The sequence below is a fragment of the Pseudomonas sp. 7-41 genome, assembly GCF_021233075.1.
In the GTDB taxonomy this organism is placed as follows: Bacteria; Pseudomonadota; Gammaproteobacteria; order Pseudomonadales; family Pseudomonadaceae; genus Aquipseudomonas; species Aquipseudomonas veronii.
Map to the genome: position 1 here is coordinate 2,354,305 of NZ_CP089551.1, position 17,071 is coordinate 2,371,375.

The following is a 17,071-nucleotide window of genomic DNA, read 5'->3' on the forward strand; positions in this document are numbered from 1 at the left end:
ACCCCTGATTTTCATCCATAACAAAAAGGAAACCGACATGTCTGATGCGGACAATAGCCGTTTCGTCATTCGTGATCGTAATTGGCACCCCAAAGCCCTGACGCCTGACTACAAAACCTCGATCCTGCGTTCCCCGCGTCAAGCCTTGGTGAGCATCCCCCTATCCCGCTCGGAAACCAGCGGCCCGGACTTTTCCCACCTGAAGATGGGGCAGCACGATAACGATCTGCTGCTGAACTTCAACCACGGGGGCTTGCCCATCGGTGAGCGCATCATCGTCGCCGGTCGGGTCTGTGACCAGTATGGCAAGCCGATTCCCCATACCCTGGTGGAGATGTGGCAAGCCAATGCCGGTGGTCGCTATCGACACAAGAAAGACAGCTATCTGGCCCCCATCGACCCTAACTTCGGCGGCGTCGGCCGTGCCTTGACCGACCGCGACGGCAACTACAGTTTCCGCACGGTCAAGCCCGGTCCGTATCCGTGGCGCAATGGTCCCAACGACTGGCGTCCGGCGCATATTCACTTCTCCATCAGTGGCCCGTCGATTGCCACGCGATTGATCACCCAGCTGTATTTCGAAGGTGACCCGCTCATCCCGATGTGCCCGATCGTCAAGTCGATCGCCAATCCGGATGCGGTGCAGAGCCTGATCGCAAGGCTTGATATGAGCATGGCCAATCCCATGGATTGCCTGGCTTATCGCTTTGATATCGTTCTGCGCGGTCAGCGCAAGACCCACTTCGAAAACCGTTGAGGAGGCACGTCCATGCCCGTTGAACTTCTGCCTGAAACCCCGTCGCAAACCGCCGGTCCTTACGTGCATATCGGCCTGGCGCTGGAGGCGGCAGGCAACCCGCCCCGCGAGCAGGAAATCTGGAACGAAATGGCCAAGCCTGGTGCGCCGGGGGAGCACATCCTGTTACTGGGCCATGTCTATGACGGCAACGGTCACCTGATCCGCGATGCGTTCCTGGAATGTTGGCAGGCTGACCACGAAGGCGTTTACGACAGCGACTACAACCTGGAAAAGCCCTTCAACGGTTTTGGCCGCACGGCGACCACGGATACTGGCGAGTGGCAGATCCATACCGTCAAGCCGGGCACCGTGAAGAACGCTGCGGGTGTGCCGATGGCGCCGCACGTCAATGTTTCGCTGTTCGCGCGGGGCATCAATATTCACTTGCAGACCCGGGTGTACTTCGACGACGAAGCCCAGGCCAATGCGATCGATCCGGTGCTGAATCTGATCGAGCAGCCTCAACGTCGGGAGACGCTGGTCGCCAAGCGTTGCACGGTTGATGGCAAGTTGGCTTATCGTTTCGATATCCGCATACAGGGCGAAGAAGAAACAGTGTTCTTCGACTTCTGACGGAGGTGGGGCACGGCAAGCCCGCTCATTGAGCGGGCTTTTTGCGGTCTGGGCTTTGGAAAACCCGGTGCGGGGTGACCTGTTAACGGGCCATCGGTTAAACGCTATAGCGCCGCGTTTGGCCCAGAAGAGGCCCGTTTTTACCGGGGCGCGCCGCTCATTGAAAAATATTTAAAATAAATTGCATTTAAATCAACACATTGCGGATTTTTCGTATATGATGCGGCCCACACCGAAAGTGAAGGGTGATTAGCTCAGCTGGGAGAGCATCTGCCTTACAAGCAGAGGGTCGGCGGTTCGATCCCGTCATCACCCACCATTCGCTTCAAGTGTTACGCGCAGCGGTAGTTCAGTCGGTTAGAATACCGGCCTGTCACGCCGGGGGTCGCGGGTTCGAGTCCCGTCCGCTGCGCCATATTCGGTAACCTGGAACGCTGAACGCCAGGTCACCACAGAAAGCCCGCTCATCGAGCGGGCTTTTTTTGTGCCTGCCATTCAGCTCGGCGCTCCCTGTGCGGCCTCGGCGTGGAGGGGCGCGATGGGGCGTCGACCGAGGAAAATCAACACCGCCGCCGCCGTCAGCAGGGTGAAGCCCGCCAGCAGTTGCAACAAGTTGTTGAAGCCGGCGATATAGGCCGTGCGCAACACCGCCACGGGCAGGCTCGCACTGGCGTGCTGCACATTGCCCATGACCAGGCTCTGCGCAATGACGGAAACGTCCAGCGCCGTGTGCTGCGGCAGATGACGCGCAACCAGGGCGCTCAACACCGCCAGGGTAACCGCCAGCGCCACGCCCTCACTGGCCACGCGTGTGGTATTGAAAATCCCCGCCGCCATGCCCGCACGTTCTTTGGGAACCACGCTGATCGCCAGCCCGTCCATCAAGCCCCATGGCAACCCGGTGCCGATGCCGATGATCAGCATCGCGACCACTGTCTGCCACGGCTGGCCGACCTGAACCAGGCTCAGCGCATACAAGCCCGCCGCCGCGATCAGCAGGCCAATGGCGCACAGCACGCCCGCCGACAGCCAGCGCGTGAGCGTCGCCGCGAGCATCGGCACCCCCAGCATGGGCGCCGACAGTGCGAGCATCATCAAGCCTGCCTCGGACGCGCCGTGGCCTTCGACGCCGATAAAGCGCAGCGGCAGCAACACGATCAGGACGATGTAGCAGTAACAGGTGCCGATCGGCAGCAGTTGCACGCCAAGGAAGCGCGCAAAGCGAAACAGCTGCAGGTCGAGCATCGGGTGGCGGACGCGATGTTCAACGAGGATAAACACCAGCAGCAACACGGCGGCCACCGCCAGCAGGTACCGCGTGCTCGCCGCGCCCCAACCCTGTTCCGGCGCGAGGATGACCGCTGTGGTCAAGCTCACCAGCATGGCCGAAAACGTCAGCACGCCGGCCGTGTCCAGGCGCAGTGCCCGGGGATCGCGGCTTTCCCGCAGGGTCGGCGCGGCGAGCATGAGCGAGAGGCCTGCCAGCACGGCCGTGCCGAGGAAAATCGCGCGCCAGCCCCACTGTTCGATCAGCAGCCCCGACAACAGCGGGCCAAACGCCAGCCCCGCGCCGAAGGTGGTGCCCAGCAGGCTGAAGGCGCGCGTGCGCGCATGCCCGTCAAATTCCTGGGCCAGCGCCGCACAACCGCTGGCCAGCGCGATGGCCGCCGCGACGCCCTGCAGTGCGCGCAAGGCATCCAGCCAGAGCATGCCCGGTGCCACCGTCAGCCACAGGGAGGCGCCAGTAAACAGTGCCATGCCCCATAAAAACAGGCGCTTGCGCCCATAGCGGTCGGCGAGGGTGCCGGCGGCCATCAACAAGCTGCCGAAGCTGAGCATGAACGCGTTGGTGATCCACGCCAGTTGCGTGGGGTGGGCGGCGAATGTCTGGCCGATAAATGGCGTGGCGACAGCGCCGCCGGTAAAGCTCATGGGCAACACCAACGCCGCCAGGCAAATCGCGGCCAGGATGGCATGGCGGCCCGGGGCGGGCAGGGTCTCGGTGGTGGTGTGCATGGGGGGCATTCCGGCTGTTTTATGAAGACAAAGACTCTAGATAGGATGCAATCATCGATAAACAGCCTTACATTCCACTCATAACGGACTGAATGGATGTAATGGCGTGACGGATAATCTCAGCGGCGTGATCGCCTTCGTCAAAACGGCAGAAGCCCTCAGCTTCGTGGGGGCAGCGCGGGCACTGGGGGTTTCCGCCTCGGCGGTGGGCAAGAATGTCGCCAAACTCGAAGCCTCGCTGAATGTGCGCCTGCTGCACCGCAGCACGCGCAAAGTCGGCCTGACCGCCGAAGGTCAATTGTTCTACGAGCGCTGTCGGAAAATTCTCGACGACCTGCACGACGCCCGCGCCATGCTTTCCCATGCCATACAAGCGCCCCGTGGCAAATTGCGCGTCAGCCTGCCGACCATCGGCTACCGCTTTCTCTTTCCGCATATGCTCGCGTTCAGGCAGACCTACCCGGAGATCGAGCTGGAACTGGATTTCAACGACCACCTGGTGGATGTGATCGAGGAGGGCTTCGACGTGGTGATCCGCAGCGGCGGCCTGGCCGATTCGAGCTTGATGGCCCGCAAGCTGGGGCCGTTCAGGTTTGTGCTGTGTGCATCGCCCGCGTATCTGCGCGAGCACGGGCGGCCGGCAACCCTCGCCGATCTTGAGCGCCACCCATGCCTGCGTTATCGGTTTGCCACCACCGGCAAGATCATGGACTGGACGTTGTCCGCCAACCCCGCGATCACGGCGTTGCGCCTGCCCACGGCGCTGACGTTGAACAATATGGAAGCCATGCTCAGCGCCGCCGTCGACGGCCACGGCATTGCCTACGTGCCGGACTTTCTCGCCCGCGAAGCGCTCGCCCAAGGGCAGTTGGACACCGTGTTGGAGGGCCACTGCGAGGACGAGGGCCAGTTCTGGGCGCTGTGGCCGTCCAGTCGCCATCTCTCGCCGAAAATCCGCGTGTTCGTGGACTTCGCCGCCGCGCGCCTGTTCACAACCCGACCAACCGGTAGCCCACCTGCAACTCGGTAATGAAGTACTGCGGCTGCGCCGGGTCGGCCTCGAGTTTTTGCCGCAAATGCGCCATGTGTACACGTAGGTAGTGGGCGCGGTCGACGTAGTCCAGGCCCCACACGTCCAGCAGCAGTTGCCGGTGAGTCAGCACCCGGCTCTGGCCGCGAATCATCGCGCAGAGCAAGCGGTACTCGATGGGCGTCAGGTGGACCGGCTGGCCCGAGCGCGACACTTCATGGGTGGCCAGGTCGACCTCGATCTCGCCGAACGCCACCTTGCTGGTCGCCACCACGCTGCCGGTCTGCCCATGCCGGCGCAGTTGGGCGCGAATGCGTGCGAGCAGTTCGGGCACGCCGAACGGCTTGGTCAGGTAGTCATCGGCGCCAGCGTCCAGGGCGGCGACTTTTTCCTCTTCGCGGTCACGCGCCGACAACACCAGGATCGGCACCGCCAGCCAGCCGCGCAGTTCGCTGATCAGTTGTTTGCCATCGCCGTCCGGCAGGCCGAGGTCGACGATCACCAGGTCCGGCTGACGGCTGGCGGCATGGATCAGCGCGCGTTTGACGCTGTCGGCCTCGAACACCTGAAAACCTTCATCTTGCAGGGCAATGCCGACAAAGCGGCGGATGTTGGCCTCGTCTTCAACAATCAGAATGCGTGCAGTGCTCATAAGGGGTCCATGACGGGCGGGGTGCCCGCCGGTAGCGTGATGATGAAATGCATGCCGCACGCGCGGCCGGGGTTGGCGTCGATGCGCCCGCCGTGGGCCTCGACGATGCGTTTGGCCAGCGCCAGGCCCAGGCCGATGCCGGCGACGGACGATTCCTGTTGGCCGCGGGTGAAGGGTTCGAACAGATTCGCCGGCGCATGGCCGGGGCCGGTGTCGCTGACCTCCAGCACAATGCCCTCGCCGACCTGGCTCGCGGCCACGCGGATAGCGGTGCCCGGCGGGGTGTACTTGGCGGCGTTGTCCAGCAGGTTGACCAGCACCCGCTCGATCAGCAGCGCGTCGACTTCAACCAGCGGCAAGTGCGCGTCGAGCGTGGTGTGGACAGGGTGCCGCGCCAACGGTTCGCGCAATTGGCGCAGGGCGCTGCCGACGATTTCTTCCAGCGAGTGCCATTGGCGGTTCAGGCGCACGCCGCGTTCTTGCATGCGTGCCATGTCCAGCAGGTTTTCGATCAGGCGCTGCATGGACGTGGCTTGTTCGTGGATGCCGTGCAGCAGATCGGTCAGCGGCCCCGGCGGGGCGTGGGGCAGGGCGGTGTCGGCGGCGCCGATCAGCGTGGTCAAGGGCGTGCGCAGGTCGTGGGAAATCGCCGCGAGCAGGGTGTTGCGCATTTTCTCGCCTTCCATCTGCACCAGGGTGCTTTGCGCCACCTCGACGAAATGCACGCGCTCCAGGGCAATCGCCAGCTGGCTCATGCAGGCTTCGAGCAGGCGGCGTTCCTGTGGGTCGTTCAGGCGCTCGCTCTGCGCCAGTTCCAGCACCAGCACGCCGCGCACGCGCATCGGCGCTTTGAGCGGCAAGTAGCAGCCCTTGGCCGCCGACAGGGTGTCGGTGCCGTGGCCGGCGGGGTGGCCGTGGTCGTAAGCCCATTGGGCGATGCTGTCGTCGATCGGCAGCCCGCCCGCGCTGACGCTGTGTACGCCATCGGCGGCATCCGGGAGGGCCAGGCCGACCCGGGCTTCGAAGACGCCGCTGAAGGTGCGCAGCGCGACTTCGCTGATGTGCTCCACGGTCAGCGCGGCCGACAGGTCGCGGGCCAGGCGCGCCAGGGAGGTTGCGCGGCGTTCGCGCGCGGCAGCGGTGCGCGCTTCGTGGCGCAGGCGCGCGGTGAGTTGGCCGGTGATCAGGGCGATGCCGAGCATCAACGCAAAGGTGAAGAAATATTGGGTGTCGTTGACGGTGAATGAATAGCGCGGCTGTACGAAAAAGAAGTCGAAACACAGCACCGCGAGCATCGCGGCCCACACGCCGGGGCCGCGTCCATAGCGCAGCGCCACCAACACGACGGTGAGCAAAAACAGCATGACCACGTTGGCCAGGTCGAACACCTGCAAGAGCAGGGCGGCGCCGGCGCTGGCGGCGAAACAGGCGAGGCTGGCCCAGAGGTAGGCCAGTCGAGTGCCGGGCAGCGCCGCGGGTTTTTCGTGCACGACGGGCTTGCCCGGCAGCAGGCCGTGGGCAATCACGATCTGATCGATTTGCGGGTGATGGCGGCTGATCCGGTCGCTGACCGACTGATGCCAGAACCGCCACCGGCGGCGCGGATGATGGCCGAGCACCAGGCGATTGGCATTGTGCTCGCGGGCGCAGGCGACCAGGGCTTCGGCGACGTCCATGCCCGGCAGTGTGGCCGTGTCGGCGCCGAATTCGCCGGCCAGGGCCAGGGTCTTCATCGCGCTCAGGTAGCGCTGGGCGCCGCGTCCCTGGGCCGACGCGACGTGGACCACAATCCAGTCCGCTTCCAGCTTCTGCGCCAGGCGCGCCGCTTCACGCACCAGGCGTTCATCGCCAGCGTCACCGGCCACGCCGACCAGCAGCCGTTCGCGGGCCGGCCACAGGGCCTTGATCGACTGTTCGCGGCGGTACACGCGCATTTGCGTGTCGACCCGGTCGGCCGTGCGCCGCAGTGCCAGTTCGCGCAGCGCCAGCAGGTTGCCCTTGCGGAAAAAATGTTGCGACGCACGCGACGCCGCCGGGCCCAGGTACACTTTGCCGTCCTTGAGGCGTTGCAACAGATCGTCCGGCGGCAGGTCGATCACCACCACGTCGTGGGCGTTATCGAACACATGGTCGGGCACGGTTTCGCGCACGCGGATGCCGATGATCCCGCTGACCAGGTCATTCAGGCTTTCCAGGTGCTGCACGTTGAGGGTGGTCCAGACATCGATGCCGGCGCTGAGCAGCTCTTCCACGTCTTGCCAGCGTTTGGGGTGGCGCGAGCCGGGCACGTTGCTATGGGCCAGTTCATCCACCAACACCACGGCGGGATGGCGGCGCAGGGCGGCGTCGAGGTCGAATTCGCTGAGCGCGAACTCGCCATGCTGCAGCGCGGCGCGGGGCAGTTGTTCCAGGCCATGGAGCCACTCGGCGGTTTCCGCGCGGCCATGGGTTTCCACCACCCCGGCCAGTACGTCGCGGCCCAGGGCGACTTCGCGTTGCGCCGCGGCGAGCATGGCGCAGGTCTTGCCCACCCCGGCGTTGGAGCCGAAGTAGATACGCAATTTGCCGCGCAAGGCGGCCTGTTCTTCTTGTTGTACCCGCGCCAGCAGGGCGTCGGGGTCGGGGCGTGCATCGTTTAAGGCGGGCATATTCTTCCTCTAGTTGTCTGTAGGAGCGAGCTTGCTCGCGAAAAACCTGAGGGTGCCGTTGGGTGTCAGGTTTCCCGCGTTATCGTTAACGCCCTTCGCGAGCAAGCTCGCTCCTACAGTGGATGGGGCGCTATACGAGGCCCAACCCCGTCAGCAGCAGGTCGATCAGCTTGATCCCGGCAAACGGCACCAGCACCCCGCCCAGGCCGTAGATCAGCAGGTTGCGGTTGAGCAACGCCGCCGCGCCGATCGAGCGGTAGGTCACACCGCGCAGGGCCAGGGGAATCAGCGCGACAATGATCAGCGCGTTGAAAATCACCGCGCTGAGAATCGCCGAGTTGGGGCTGGCCAGGTGCATCACATTCAATGCGCCGAGCTGTGGATAGGTCGCGACAAACGCCGCCGGGATGATTGCAAAGTACTTCGCCACGTCATTCGCCACGCTGAAGGTGGTGAGGGCGCCGCGGGTCATCAGCATCTGTTTGCCGACCTCGACCACTTCGATCAGCTTGGTCGGGTTGCTGTCGAGGTCGACCATGTTGCCGGCCTCTTTGGCGGCCTGGGTGCCGCTGTTCATCGCCACCGCCACGTCGGCCTGGGCCAGCGCCGGCGCATCGTTGGTGCCGTCGCCGGTCATCGCCACGAGCTTGCCCTGGGCCTGGTAGTCGCGGATCAATTGCAGCTTGTCTTCCGGGCGGGCTTCGGCGAGGAAGTCATCCACGCCGGCCTCCACCGCAATGGCGGCAGCGGTCAGGCGGTTGTCGCCGGTGATCATCACGGTCTTGATGCCCATGCGCCGCAACTCGGCGAAGCGTTCCTTGATGCCGCCCTTGACCACGTCCTTGAGTTCGACCACGCCCAGCGCCTTGGCACCGTCGCTGACCACCAGCGGCGTGCTGCCACGCCGCGCGACTTCATCGACCTTGGCCTGCAAGCTTGTCGGAAAACTGCCGCCCAACGCCTCGATATGGCTGCGAATCGCGTCCGCCGCACCTTTGCGAATCGCCCGGCCTTCGGGCAGGTCGACCCCGCTCATGCGGGTTTGCGCGGTGAAGTGGACAAAGCTGGCGCCCAACTGGTGAACGTCCCGCGCGCGAATGTCGAACTTCTGTTTGGCCAGTACCACGATGCTGCGGCCTTCCGGGGTTTCATCGGCCAGGGACGCCAGTTGCGCGGCGTCCGCCAACTCGGCCTCTTTTATCCCCGGCGCCGGCAAAAAGCTGCTGGCCTGACGGTTGCCCAGGGTGATGGTGCCGGTTTTGTCCAGCAGCAACACGTCGATGTCGCCCGCCGCTTCGACTGCCCGCCCGGAAGTGGCGATGACATTGGCCGACATCATCCGGCTCATGCCCGCCACGCCGATGGCCGAGAGCAGGCCGCCGATGGTGGTGGGGATCAGGCACACCAGCAAGGCCACCAGCACCGTGGCGCTGACCACGCTGCCGCTGCCGCTCATGACCACGGCGAAGATCGAGTAAGGGCTCAGCGTGGCGATCACCAGCAGAAACAACAGGGTCAGGCCCACCAGCAGGATGGTCAGCGCCACTTCGTTCGGGGTCTTCTGGCGCTTGGCCGATTCGACCATCGAGATCATGCGGTCCAGAAACGACTCGCCGGGGTTGACGCTGATACGCACCACCAGCCAGTCCGACAGCACACGGGTGCCGCCGGTGACCGAGGAAAAGTCGCCGCCGGCCTCGCGAATCACCGGTGCCGATTCGCCAGTGATCGCGCTTTCGTCCACCGACGCCACGCCTTCAATCACGATGCCGTCCAGCGGCACCAGGTCGCCGGCTTCGATCAGCACCACCTGATCTTTGCGCAGCAGCGTCGCTTCCGTTGGCAGCCACGCCGCGCCGTGCTTGGGCTGTTGCAGCAACTTGGCCAGGGTCTGGCGTTTCATGCCGCGCAGGCTCGCGGCCTGGGCGCGGCTGCGTCCTTCGGCCAGGGCCTCGGCGAAGTTGGCGAACAGCACGGTGAACCACAGCCACAAGGTGATGCTGAGGATAAAGCCGCTGGGCGCTTCACCCTGGCCGCCCAGGGACTGGAACCACAGCAAGGTGGTGAGGATGCTGCCCAGGTAGACCACGAACATCACCGGGTTTTTCCATTGCGCCTGGGGCTGCAGTTTCTTCAGCGCATCCCCACACGCGGTGAGGACGATGGCGCGATCAAACAGAGGTAAACGAGCATTCTTCATGAGGGAAATCTCTTACTCACTGGCCGCAATAGGGGGCTGACGCGATGGCAGGCGGGCGTCCAGCGCAAGGTTGAGTTGCAGCACATTGACCCGTGGTTCGCCGAGCAGGCCGAGGGTGCGCGCGCTGGTGTATTGGTTGACCAGTTGCAGCAGCTCGGCTTCGGGGATCTGCCGCAGGCGCGCCACCCGTGGCAGTTGCAGCCGCGCATTGGCCAGCGAGATATGCGGATCGAGGCCTGAAGCGGAAGCGGTGACTGCGTCCACCGGAACCAGGGCATCGGCGGCCAGGCCGTTGTCCTGGCGATAGGCGTGGGCGCGTGCGGCCACCTGGTCCAGCAGCTTCTGGCTGGTCGGCCCCAGGTTGCTGGCGCCGCTGGAGCCGGCGTTGTATGGCTGCGACACGCTTTTGCTCGGGTCTTGCGGGTCGGCGCCGAGGGTCATGCTCGGGCGGCCGTGAAAGTACTCCGGCCGGGTGAAGTGCTGGCCGATCAGGGCCGAGCCCATGACCAGGCCGTCGCGTTCAATCAGCGAGCCGCGGGCCTGGAACGGGAACACCAGTTGGGCGGTCACGGTGGTGAGCGCCGGGTAGGCGAACCCCGTCAACAGCATGAAAAACACCGCCGAAACCAGCACCGGGCGCAACAGCCCTTTGAATATCGATTGAGTCGTCATCCACGTGTCCTCAGTTGTACGTCTGGCCGGACAGCAACTGCAGTTGCTCCACCAGCGGGCCGAGCGCGAGCGCCGGCAAAAAGGTCAGGCCACCGACCACCAGCACCACGAACACCACCAGCAACATGAACAGCGGGGTCGCGGTGGGAATGGTGCCGGCACCGGCAGGCACGGTTTTCTTCATCGCCAGGGAACCCGCCACGGCGAGCATCGGCAGCATGGTGAAGAAGCGCCCGATCAAAATCGCCAGGCCGATGGTGGTGTTGAAAAACGGTGTGTTCGCGTTCAAGCCGGCGAAGGCCGAGCCGTTGTTGGCGGTGCCGGAGGTATAGGCGTAGAGCACCTCGCTGAAACCGTGGGGGCCGAGGTTGTTCAGGCTGGCCAGGGTGTCGGGCCACAGGGCGGCGAGGGCGGTGAAACCGAGGATGCTGATGGGGTGCGCGAGCACCGAGAGCATCACCAGTTTCATCTCCCGCGCCTCGATTTTCTTGCCGAGGAACTCGGGGCTGCGGCCGATCATCATGCCCACCAGGAACACCGTCAGCAGGGCGTACTGGATCAGGTTGATAAAGCCCACGCCGTCGCCGCCGAACACGCAGTTGAGCATCATCTGCGCCAAGGGCACGAAACCGCCCATGGGGGTCAGCGAGTCGTGCATGGTGTTGACCGAGCCGGTGGTCGCGGCGGTGGTGGTGGCGATGAACAGGCTGCTGTCGGCGATGCCGAAGCGCAGTTCCTTGCCTTCCATGTTGCCGCCGCTTTGTTCCAGCGACAGGCTCTGGTTGGCGCCGGCCTGGGTCAGCAGCGGGTTGCCGTTTTGCTCGGCGCCGTAGACCAGGGCGAGGAAGCCGATGAACATCACCAGGAAGGTGCCGAAAAACACCCAACCCTGACGACGCTGCACCAGCATGCTGCCAAAGGTGTAGGTCAATGCCGACGGGATCAGCAACATGCTGAGGATGTGTAGGATGTTGGTCAGCGGCGTCGGGTTTTCGAACGGGTGCGCCGCGTTCATGCTGAAGAAACCGCCGCCGTTGGTGCCGATGTGCTTGATCGACTCAAAGCTGGCCACCGCGCCGACAATCAACTGCTGCTGCGCGCCTTCCAGCGTGGTGACCAGCGCCTGGGAAGCGAAGGTCTGCGGCATGCCCTGCCAGACATACACCAGCGCCATGCCCAGGCACAGCGGCAGCATTACGCGGTAGAGCGTGCGGGTGAAGTCGACCCAGAAGTTGCCGAGGTCGCCCGAGTTGGAGCGGCTCAAGCCGCGAATGAAACCGGCCGCCGCGACCACGCCGGAGGTGGCGCCGACGCACATCAGAAAGGTGATGACCGCCATCTGGCTGAAGTTCGACAGGCTGGTCTCGCCCGAGTACGCCTGCCAGTTGGTGTTGGTAATAAAGGACACCGTGGTGTTGAACGCCAGGTCCGGCGTTTGCGCGGCCAGCCCCAGCGGGTTGATCGGCATCACCGCCTGCAGGCGCAGGACCAGATAGCCCAGCAGCATCATCGCCGCGTTCGACAGCAACAGCGCCGAACCGTAACGGGCCCAGCCCATGTTTTCCTGCGGGTCGATGCCCAGCAGGCGATAGGTACAACGTTCCGGCCAGGCATGGTAAGTCCCGGTGAACACCCGGGTCAGCCATTTGCCCATCAGTACCGCGAGTCCCGTCATCAACCCCAGGACCAGCGCAAATTCCAGCAGCGTGCTTAACATGTCGTGGCTCCGTTCAAATCTTGCCCATGGCGACAATGGCCATGGCAGTCGCAACAAAAAACACCAGGGAAAGGCCAATAAACATCAGGTCGTACATGGCGAACTCCCTAGAATTTTTCTGCGCGAATAAGTGCGTAGCCCAAGTAAGCGAACAGCCCCACGGCGCATAAGCCGCTGGCGATATAAATGAACGTGAGTGTGAGCACGGTGTAACTCCCCTGAATGAATAAGCCGCAATGGCGGACGCGGGGAGGTTAATCGCTGGGGTATCAAGCCCAGGCACTGATTAGCGGCGGCGGTATTAAGACGGTATAGAGACGAAGTTATGCGAGGCGAACGAAAAAAAGGGATAGCCCGCCGCCCGGGTATCCCTTGAAAAACTGGGGTTCTGCTGATGTTGACGCGCTGTTTATTTGGCTTTCTTTTTCTTCTCGCTGCGCGTGGCGAGGTGCTCGAAGCAAAACGCGGCGGTGCCGAAGAGTGCAATCATTGAGAGGACGACCATGCCTAAAGTTGAACTTTCCACGATGACTTCCTACGGATGTTTGGGGGTAGGAAGTGACGGTAGAACGTTCGCGCTTAGTGACTCAATAGAGGCGACGTAATCGTTATGGCGAATTGGCAATCTATACGCATTCTTTACGAAAAGTAGAACGACACAACATCTGCTTATTGTAATGAGATCTAAATGTGGGAGGCAGCAAGCCCCCTCCCACACAGCCCCAACCTTACAAATTGCGGCTATGCCGATAGTCGCTGACGGCTTCGTACACCGCTTTACGCAACCGGTTGATCCCGCCGATGGGGCGATGCGCCTCCAGCCCGAACCACGGGTTGAACGACTGGTTGTCGCACGCCAGGTTCAGCGCCGGCGTGTCGAAATCCTGGGCGGGGATCGTCACCTTGGCCACGGTTTCATAGGGCGCATCGCTTTCCTTCCATTCGATGCTGGTGTCTTCGATCGGCATGAACTTCTGCGGGTTCTGCCGCTGGATCTGCAACACGAAACACGCCGGCACGCGGTCGGTGGACAGTTGCTGGTTCAGCGCACTGCGCAGGAAGTTCGGCAGGTCCTGGTTCTGTTTGGGCGGCACGTAATCCGGGCAGCTTTGCGGGTCGGGTGCGACGCGGAACTTGGCGTTGGCCGCGCCGAACTTGTAGGGCGAGACGGAAAAGTACGTGGTCTGGGTCGGGCTGGCTGGCGCGGGGGCCAGGGTCGCCAGGGCGATGAACAGGTGGCGTACCTGCCAACTGCGCGGGTCGAGCTTGGGAAAAAATGCCAGGACCTTCTTGCCGTCTGCTTGGGCCCCGATGTTCTGCGCGTATTCGGCCACGTCGCTGACAAAGAAGTTCGGGTGGCTGAACATCACGAAGTCCTGCTCGGCCCGCGCTTGCTGGTCGGCGAGCAGCTGTTTGCCCGGCACGTCGAGCAGCTTGATGGCCATGCCGCGCGCATCGCGGATGCTGTCGAATTGCGGGTAGGCGTTGCCGTTGGACAGTCGCATCATGGCGTGCCAGGTCTTGCCCGGTTCGGCGAACACACCTTGGCGTAACGCCGGATCGAGGTCGGCCAGCACACTGACTTCGGCCTTCACGCAACCGTGGGCCTTGGCGTGGGCGTCGCGCAGGTAGCGCGTGCCTTCGCGGTGTTGGTCAACGATACGCACTGCCGTCTGGATAATGCCTTGGGTCATTGCCGCTTCACCGGACGGGATCTGCTCATCCGGCGACACCGGACCGCTGTACTGCCAGGCGTACCAGGCGGTGGCGGCCAGCCAGCCGAGCAGGCCAAGGGCCAGCAGCCATGCCAGGGTTTTGCCGAGCACGGCGCCGAGGCGCAGCCACAGGCGCGCGAGCATGGACGGTTGCTGGTTGTGCGAGTGGATAATCATGGCAGTTGTTGCTCCAGCGGGCCGCCGAGGACTTTGAGGTATTCGAGCAGCGCCCAGCGTTCCTGGGGCAGCAGGCCGCGGCCGATGACCCCGTTGCCACGCTGGCCGGCACGGAATTCATGGCCGCTGTTGTGGTTGCCGGTGATGCGCGTATCGAACAGGAAGGCATTTTTGAACGCGTCGGTCTGAAAGCCCAGGTGGCGCGGGTCGTAGTCGAAGGTGCCTTTATAGAAGGTGGTGGCGCGCTCGTCCTGGGGCGAGAGCAACTGGTAGATCGTCGGCACCGAGCCGTTGTGCAAGAACGGCGGGGTGGCCCACACGCCGGCCAGTGGCCGCGCTTTGTAGGCGCGCAATTCGCGCACGCCGATGGGCAGGCCGTAACCGTCCAGGCGTGGGCGCTCGGCCGGGGTAACGCCGGCGGCGCGGTAGGCGTGGTCCTCAACGAAGGCGGTGACGTAGGCCAGGCCCTTGGCCACGGAGATTTTTTTCAGGTCCAGCGGTTCGGTAGGCGTGGGGTGCAACTCGACATTCAGTTGGGCCAGCTCCGCCGGGTCCCATTTCAAGGCGCTGAGGTCATAGCGCTGGTCGGCAATGTTGTTGGCGGCGCCAGGGTCGGTGCCGATGGCGTCCACCGGGAGCATCTTCAGTTGCTGTACCGGGCGGCCATTTTGCTGGGTGACGGCCGGCACATGGCAGCCGGCGCAGTTTTCGGCGAACAGTGCGCGGCCCTGGGCGGCGAGGGGCTTGTCGATGGCGCCGAACAGGTCTTCCGGCCAGGTCGGCGGCTTGAGGCGCTGCAGGGTTTCTTCGATCAGGTTCAGGTCGCGCACCCGCACGCTCGACGGGTAGCGCGCGTCGCCCTGAAGCGGTTGGCCGGCGTTGTCGAAGAAGCCCAGGGTGGCTCCCACGCCGAGGGCTTCGCCGATATTGCGCGCCATCGGTTGTTGCGCTGAACCGTTCCATTGCACCCAGTCGAACGTCCAGATATCCCACAGTTGCGGGTAGTCCACAGGCGCGTTGGCAACGCGGTAATTGTCCGGCGAAATCGCGTCGCCGAAGCTGGCGTTGGCGATGCGGCCGAAGGCATCGGTGCGCCCCGGGCCTTCTTCGGTGGGGTAGAGGCCGCGATGGGTGTCGTTCCAGGCGACTTTGAGGAACTGGTTCAGCGACTGTTTGAAGTCCTGGCGCAGCAGTTGTTCATTGTGAGTGTCGTAATCGTGGCCGAGCACCTTGCGGGCGAAGCGCTCGAATTTCCAGGGGTTGTAATACGTCGCGGCGAGGCTGGCCACCAGGGCCTGGCCGAAACTGCCGCCGCGCAAGGTCGGCACGCTGGACGGCAGCACGTGCTGGGCCGAACCGCCGTCGATGCGCAGGGCCTGGCCGTTGAAATGCAGTTCGCCGGTGTGGCAGGCGGCGCAGGTGATGTCCAGGTATTCGGTATTGTTGCCGGCATTCTTGTGTCGAGCGAAGCCGACCGGCAGGTTGCCGGGGTTTTGTGTGCTGGGCACTTGCTTGGGGTCGACCAGGAAGCCGAAGCGTGCCAGGTACTCCGGGGCGGCAAAGCGCTGTTCGGAAAACGGCAGTTCCAGCGCGGTGAACCAGTCGTAATGCAGGCCTTTTACCTGGGTGCCCTGGGGCGTGAAGTAATAGGTCTGGCGGTCGGCGGCACTCCATTGGTCCTGGTAGCGTACCTGTTCCACGGGCACGTAGTCCGGCAGCCTGGGGTTGACGGTGTAATAGAGCACCACCGCCAGGATCAGGCCCAGCAGGGCGAGAATCAGCAATAAAACACGGGAAAAAATGCGCAAGATAACTATCCTTGTCGAGTGATTGCGTTGTTATGCCACTACGCCACAGGTGCGGCAAGTGGCCATGGTCCTGCTGACAGGCAGTCCCGCGATCCGTCGCGGGCGCCCATCATGAATGAAAATGCGTTTAAACACGTGAACTTATCAGAAGTTTCCTGCTCAGATGCCGGTAGCCATTGGTCGTGGCCGCCTGATAAGCTCGCGACTTTATTCGATTGCCCTTTTGGCGCATGAACAAGGAAATAGCATGAAACAGCATCGGTTGGCGGCGGCGGTGGCCCTGGTTAGCCTGGTACTTGCGGGTTGTGATTCGCAGACCAGCGTAGAGCTGAAAACCCCGGCGCAGAAAGCTTCCTACGGTATCGGCCTGAACATGGGCAAAAGCCTTGCCCAAGAAGGCATGGATGACCTGGATTCCAAAGCGGTAGCCCAGGGCATTGAAGATGCCGTCGGCAAGAAAGAGCAGAAGCTGAAAGACGACGAACTGGTTGAAGCGTTTGCCGCACTGCAAAAGCGTGCTGAAGAACGCATGGCCAAAATGAGCGAAGAGTCGGCAGCCGCCGGCAAGAAATTCCTCGAAGACAACGCCAAGAAAGACGGTGTAGTCACCACGGCTTCCGGCCTGCAGTACAAGATCACCAAGAAAGCCGACGGCCCTCAGCCTAAGCCGACCGACGTAGTGACTGTTCACTACACCGGCAAGCTCACCAACGGCACCACCTTTGACAGCTCCGTGGATCGCGGCAGCCCGATTGACCTGCCGGTCAGCGGCGTGATTCCGGGTTGGGTCGAAGGCCTGCAACTGATGCACGTCGGCGAGAAGGTCGAGTTGTACATCCCGTCCGACCTGGCTTACGGTGCCCAGAGCCCGAGCCCGGCGATTCCGGCCAACTCCGTGCTGGTATTCGACCTGGAACTGCTGGGTATCAAGGACCCGGCCAAGGCTGAAGCTCCTGACGCACCAGCCGCCAAGAAGTAATCGGCGCCTGAACACCCAACGCCCCGTCTCGACGGGGCGTTGTTGTTTTTGCCGCACGCTTGCACACTCAAGCCTGTGCAAACCC

At 63.4% G+C, this 17,071-nt stretch carries 13 protein-coding genes and 2 tRNA genes; 6 read left to right on the forward strand and 9 right to left on the reverse strand.

The genetic code is table 11. From position 1 onward, the window contains the following. Positions 1 to 37 precede the first annotated feature (37 nt). The 4 genes from pcaH (at position 38) to LQ249_RS10710 (ending at position 1,787) form a co-directional block, all read left to right on the forward strand. Positions 38 to 757, forward strand: coding sequence for a protocatechuate 3,4-dioxygenase subunit beta (gene pcaH, locus LQ249_RS10695; RefSeq protein WP_017846846.1), 720 nt, complete (start codon positions 38 to 40; stop codon positions 755 to 757). A gap of 12 nt (positions 758 to 769) precedes the next feature. Beyond that, a complete protein-coding gene (gene pcaG / locus LQ249_RS10700; protein WP_046384155.1) occupies positions 770 to 1,372 on the forward strand; it encodes a protocatechuate 3,4-dioxygenase subunit alpha in 603 nt (200 codons plus the stop codon). Positions 1,373 to 1,615: 243 nt separating this feature from the next. Next, a tRNA-Val gene (locus LQ249_RS10705) sits at positions 1,616 to 1,691 on the forward strand. A 19-nt stretch (positions 1,692 to 1,710) separates the two neighbouring features. After that, positions 1,711 to 1,787: transfer RNA gene (locus tag LQ249_RS10710), tRNA-Asp, on the forward strand. A gap of 80 nt (positions 1,788 to 1,867) precedes the next feature. Here LQ249_RS10710 and LQ249_RS10715 read toward each other — a convergent pair. Then, the gene (locus LQ249_RS10715; RefSeq protein WP_232566444.1) at positions 1,868 to 3,388 is read right to left on the reverse strand and encodes an MFS transporter; all 1,521 of its coding nucleotides are present in this window, start codon (positions 3,386 to 3,388) and stop codon (positions 1,868 to 1,870) included. 106 nt (positions 3,389 to 3,494) lie between these two features. Between LQ249_RS10715 and LQ249_RS10720 the strand changes: the two genes are divergently transcribed. Then, entirely contained in the window at positions 3,495 to 4,418 is a 924-nt protein-coding gene (locus LQ249_RS10720) for a LysR family transcriptional regulator (RefSeq protein WP_046384153.1), read from the forward strand. Here LQ249_RS10720 and LQ249_RS10725 read toward each other — a convergent pair. The 8 genes from LQ249_RS10725 to LQ249_RS10765 form a co-directional block, all read right to left on the reverse strand. Next, positions 4,378 to 5,070: a response regulator gene (locus LQ249_RS10725; RefSeq protein ID WP_046384152.1), complete on the reverse strand. Its 693-nt coding sequence runs from the start codon at positions 5,068 to 5,070 to the stop codon at positions 4,378 to 4,380. The two genes, LQ249_RS10720 and LQ249_RS10725, sit on opposite strands and share 41 nt — an antisense overlap. Continuing rightward, positions 5,067 to 7,718 (reverse strand): sensor histidine kinase, encoded by a 2,652-nt coding sequence (locus tag LQ249_RS10730; RefSeq protein ID WP_046384151.1) that lies wholly within the window; start codon positions 7,716 to 7,718, stop codon positions 5,067 to 5,069. Before LQ249_RS10730 ends, LQ249_RS10725 begins: the two co-directional genes overlap by 4 nt. Before the next feature lie 130 nt (positions 7,719 to 7,848). Next, positions 7,849 to 9,918: a potassium-transporting ATPase subunit KdpB gene (gene kdpB, locus LQ249_RS10740; RefSeq protein ID WP_057005841.1), complete on the reverse strand. Its 2,070-nt coding sequence runs from the start codon at positions 9,916 to 9,918 to the stop codon at positions 7,849 to 7,851. Positions 9,919 to 9,930: 12 nt separating this feature from the next. Continuing rightward, the gene (gene kdpC, locus LQ249_RS10745) at positions 9,931 to 10,590 is read right to left on the reverse strand and encodes a K(+)-transporting ATPase subunit C (RefSeq protein ID WP_126589465.1); all 660 of its coding nucleotides are present in this window, start codon (positions 10,588 to 10,590) and stop codon (positions 9,931 to 9,933) included. A gap of 10 nt (positions 10,591 to 10,600) precedes the next feature. Continuing rightward, positions 10,601 to 12,307, reverse strand: a complete 1,707-nt coding sequence (kdpA, locus tag LQ249_RS10750; RefSeq protein WP_232566445.1) for a potassium-transporting ATPase subunit KdpA — start codon at positions 12,305 to 12,307, stop codon at positions 10,601 to 10,603. Positions 12,308 to 12,414: 107 nt separating this feature from the next. Then, positions 12,415 to 12,513, reverse strand: coding sequence for a K(+)-transporting ATPase subunit F (gene kdpF, locus LQ249_RS31500; protein ID WP_074851717.1), 99 nt, complete (start codon positions 12,511 to 12,513; stop codon positions 12,415 to 12,417). Positions 12,514 to 13,035: 522 nt separating this feature from the next. Further along, positions 13,036 to 14,166 (reverse strand): catalase family protein, encoded by a 1,131-nt coding sequence (locus LQ249_RS10760; protein ID WP_371920074.1) that lies wholly within the window; start codon positions 14,164 to 14,166, stop codon positions 13,036 to 13,038. Positions 14,167 to 14,195: 29 nt separating this feature from the next. After that, positions 14,196 to 16,007, reverse strand: a complete 1,812-nt coding sequence (locus LQ249_RS10765) for a di-heme-cytochrome C peroxidase (protein ID WP_017846881.1) — start codon at positions 16,005 to 16,007, stop codon at positions 14,196 to 14,198. A 247-nt stretch (positions 16,008 to 16,254) separates the two neighbouring features. On the opposite strand from LQ249_RS10765, the gene LQ249_RS10770 reads away from it, so the two are divergent. Continuing rightward, positions 16,255 to 16,986, forward strand: coding sequence for an FKBP-type peptidyl-prolyl cis-trans isomerase (locus LQ249_RS10770; RefSeq protein WP_017846882.1), 732 nt, complete (start codon positions 16,255 to 16,257; stop codon positions 16,984 to 16,986). Positions 16,987 to 17,071: the final 85 nt, after the last annotated feature.

Excerpts from the sequence above, each read along its gene's own strand:
- kdpC (WP_126589465.1), bottom strand. The coding sequence starts at position 10,590 with ATGACGACTCAATCGATATTCAAAGGGCTGTTGCGCCCGGTGCTGGTT.
- LQ249_RS10770 (WP_017846882.1), top strand. The coding sequence starts at position 16,255 with ATGAAACAGCATCGGTTGGCGGCGGCGGTGGCCCTGGTTAGCCTGGTA.
- LQ249_RS10715 (WP_232566444.1), bottom strand. The coding sequence starts at position 3,388 with ATGCACACCACCACCGAGACCCTGCCCGCCCCGGGCCGCCATGCCATC.
- kdpB (WP_057005841.1), bottom strand. The coding sequence starts at position 9,918 with ATGAAGAATGCTCGTTTACCTCTGTTTGATCGCGCCATCGTCCTCACC.
- LQ249_RS10760 (WP_371920074.1), bottom strand. The coding sequence starts at position 14,166 with ATGCTCGCGCGCCTGTGGCTGCGCCTCGGCGCCGTGCTCGGCAAAACC.
- kdpA (WP_232566445.1), bottom strand. The coding sequence starts at position 12,307 with ATGTTAAGCACGCTGCTGGAATTTGCGCTGGTCCTGGGGTTGATGACG.
- pcaH (WP_017846846.1), top strand. The coding sequence starts at position 38 with ATGTCTGATGCGGACAATAGCCGTTTCGTCATTCGTGATCGTAATTGG.
- LQ249_RS10725 (WP_046384152.1), bottom strand. The coding sequence starts at position 5,070 with ATGAGCACTGCACGCATTCTGATTGTTGAAGACGAGGCCAACATCCGC.
- LQ249_RS10730 (WP_046384151.1), bottom strand. The coding sequence starts at position 7,718 with ATGCCCGCCTTAAACGATGCACGCCCCGACCCCGACGCCCTGCTGGCG.
- pcaG (WP_046384155.1), top strand. The coding sequence starts at position 770 with ATGCCCGTTGAACTTCTGCCTGAAACCCCGTCGCAAACCGCCGGTCCT.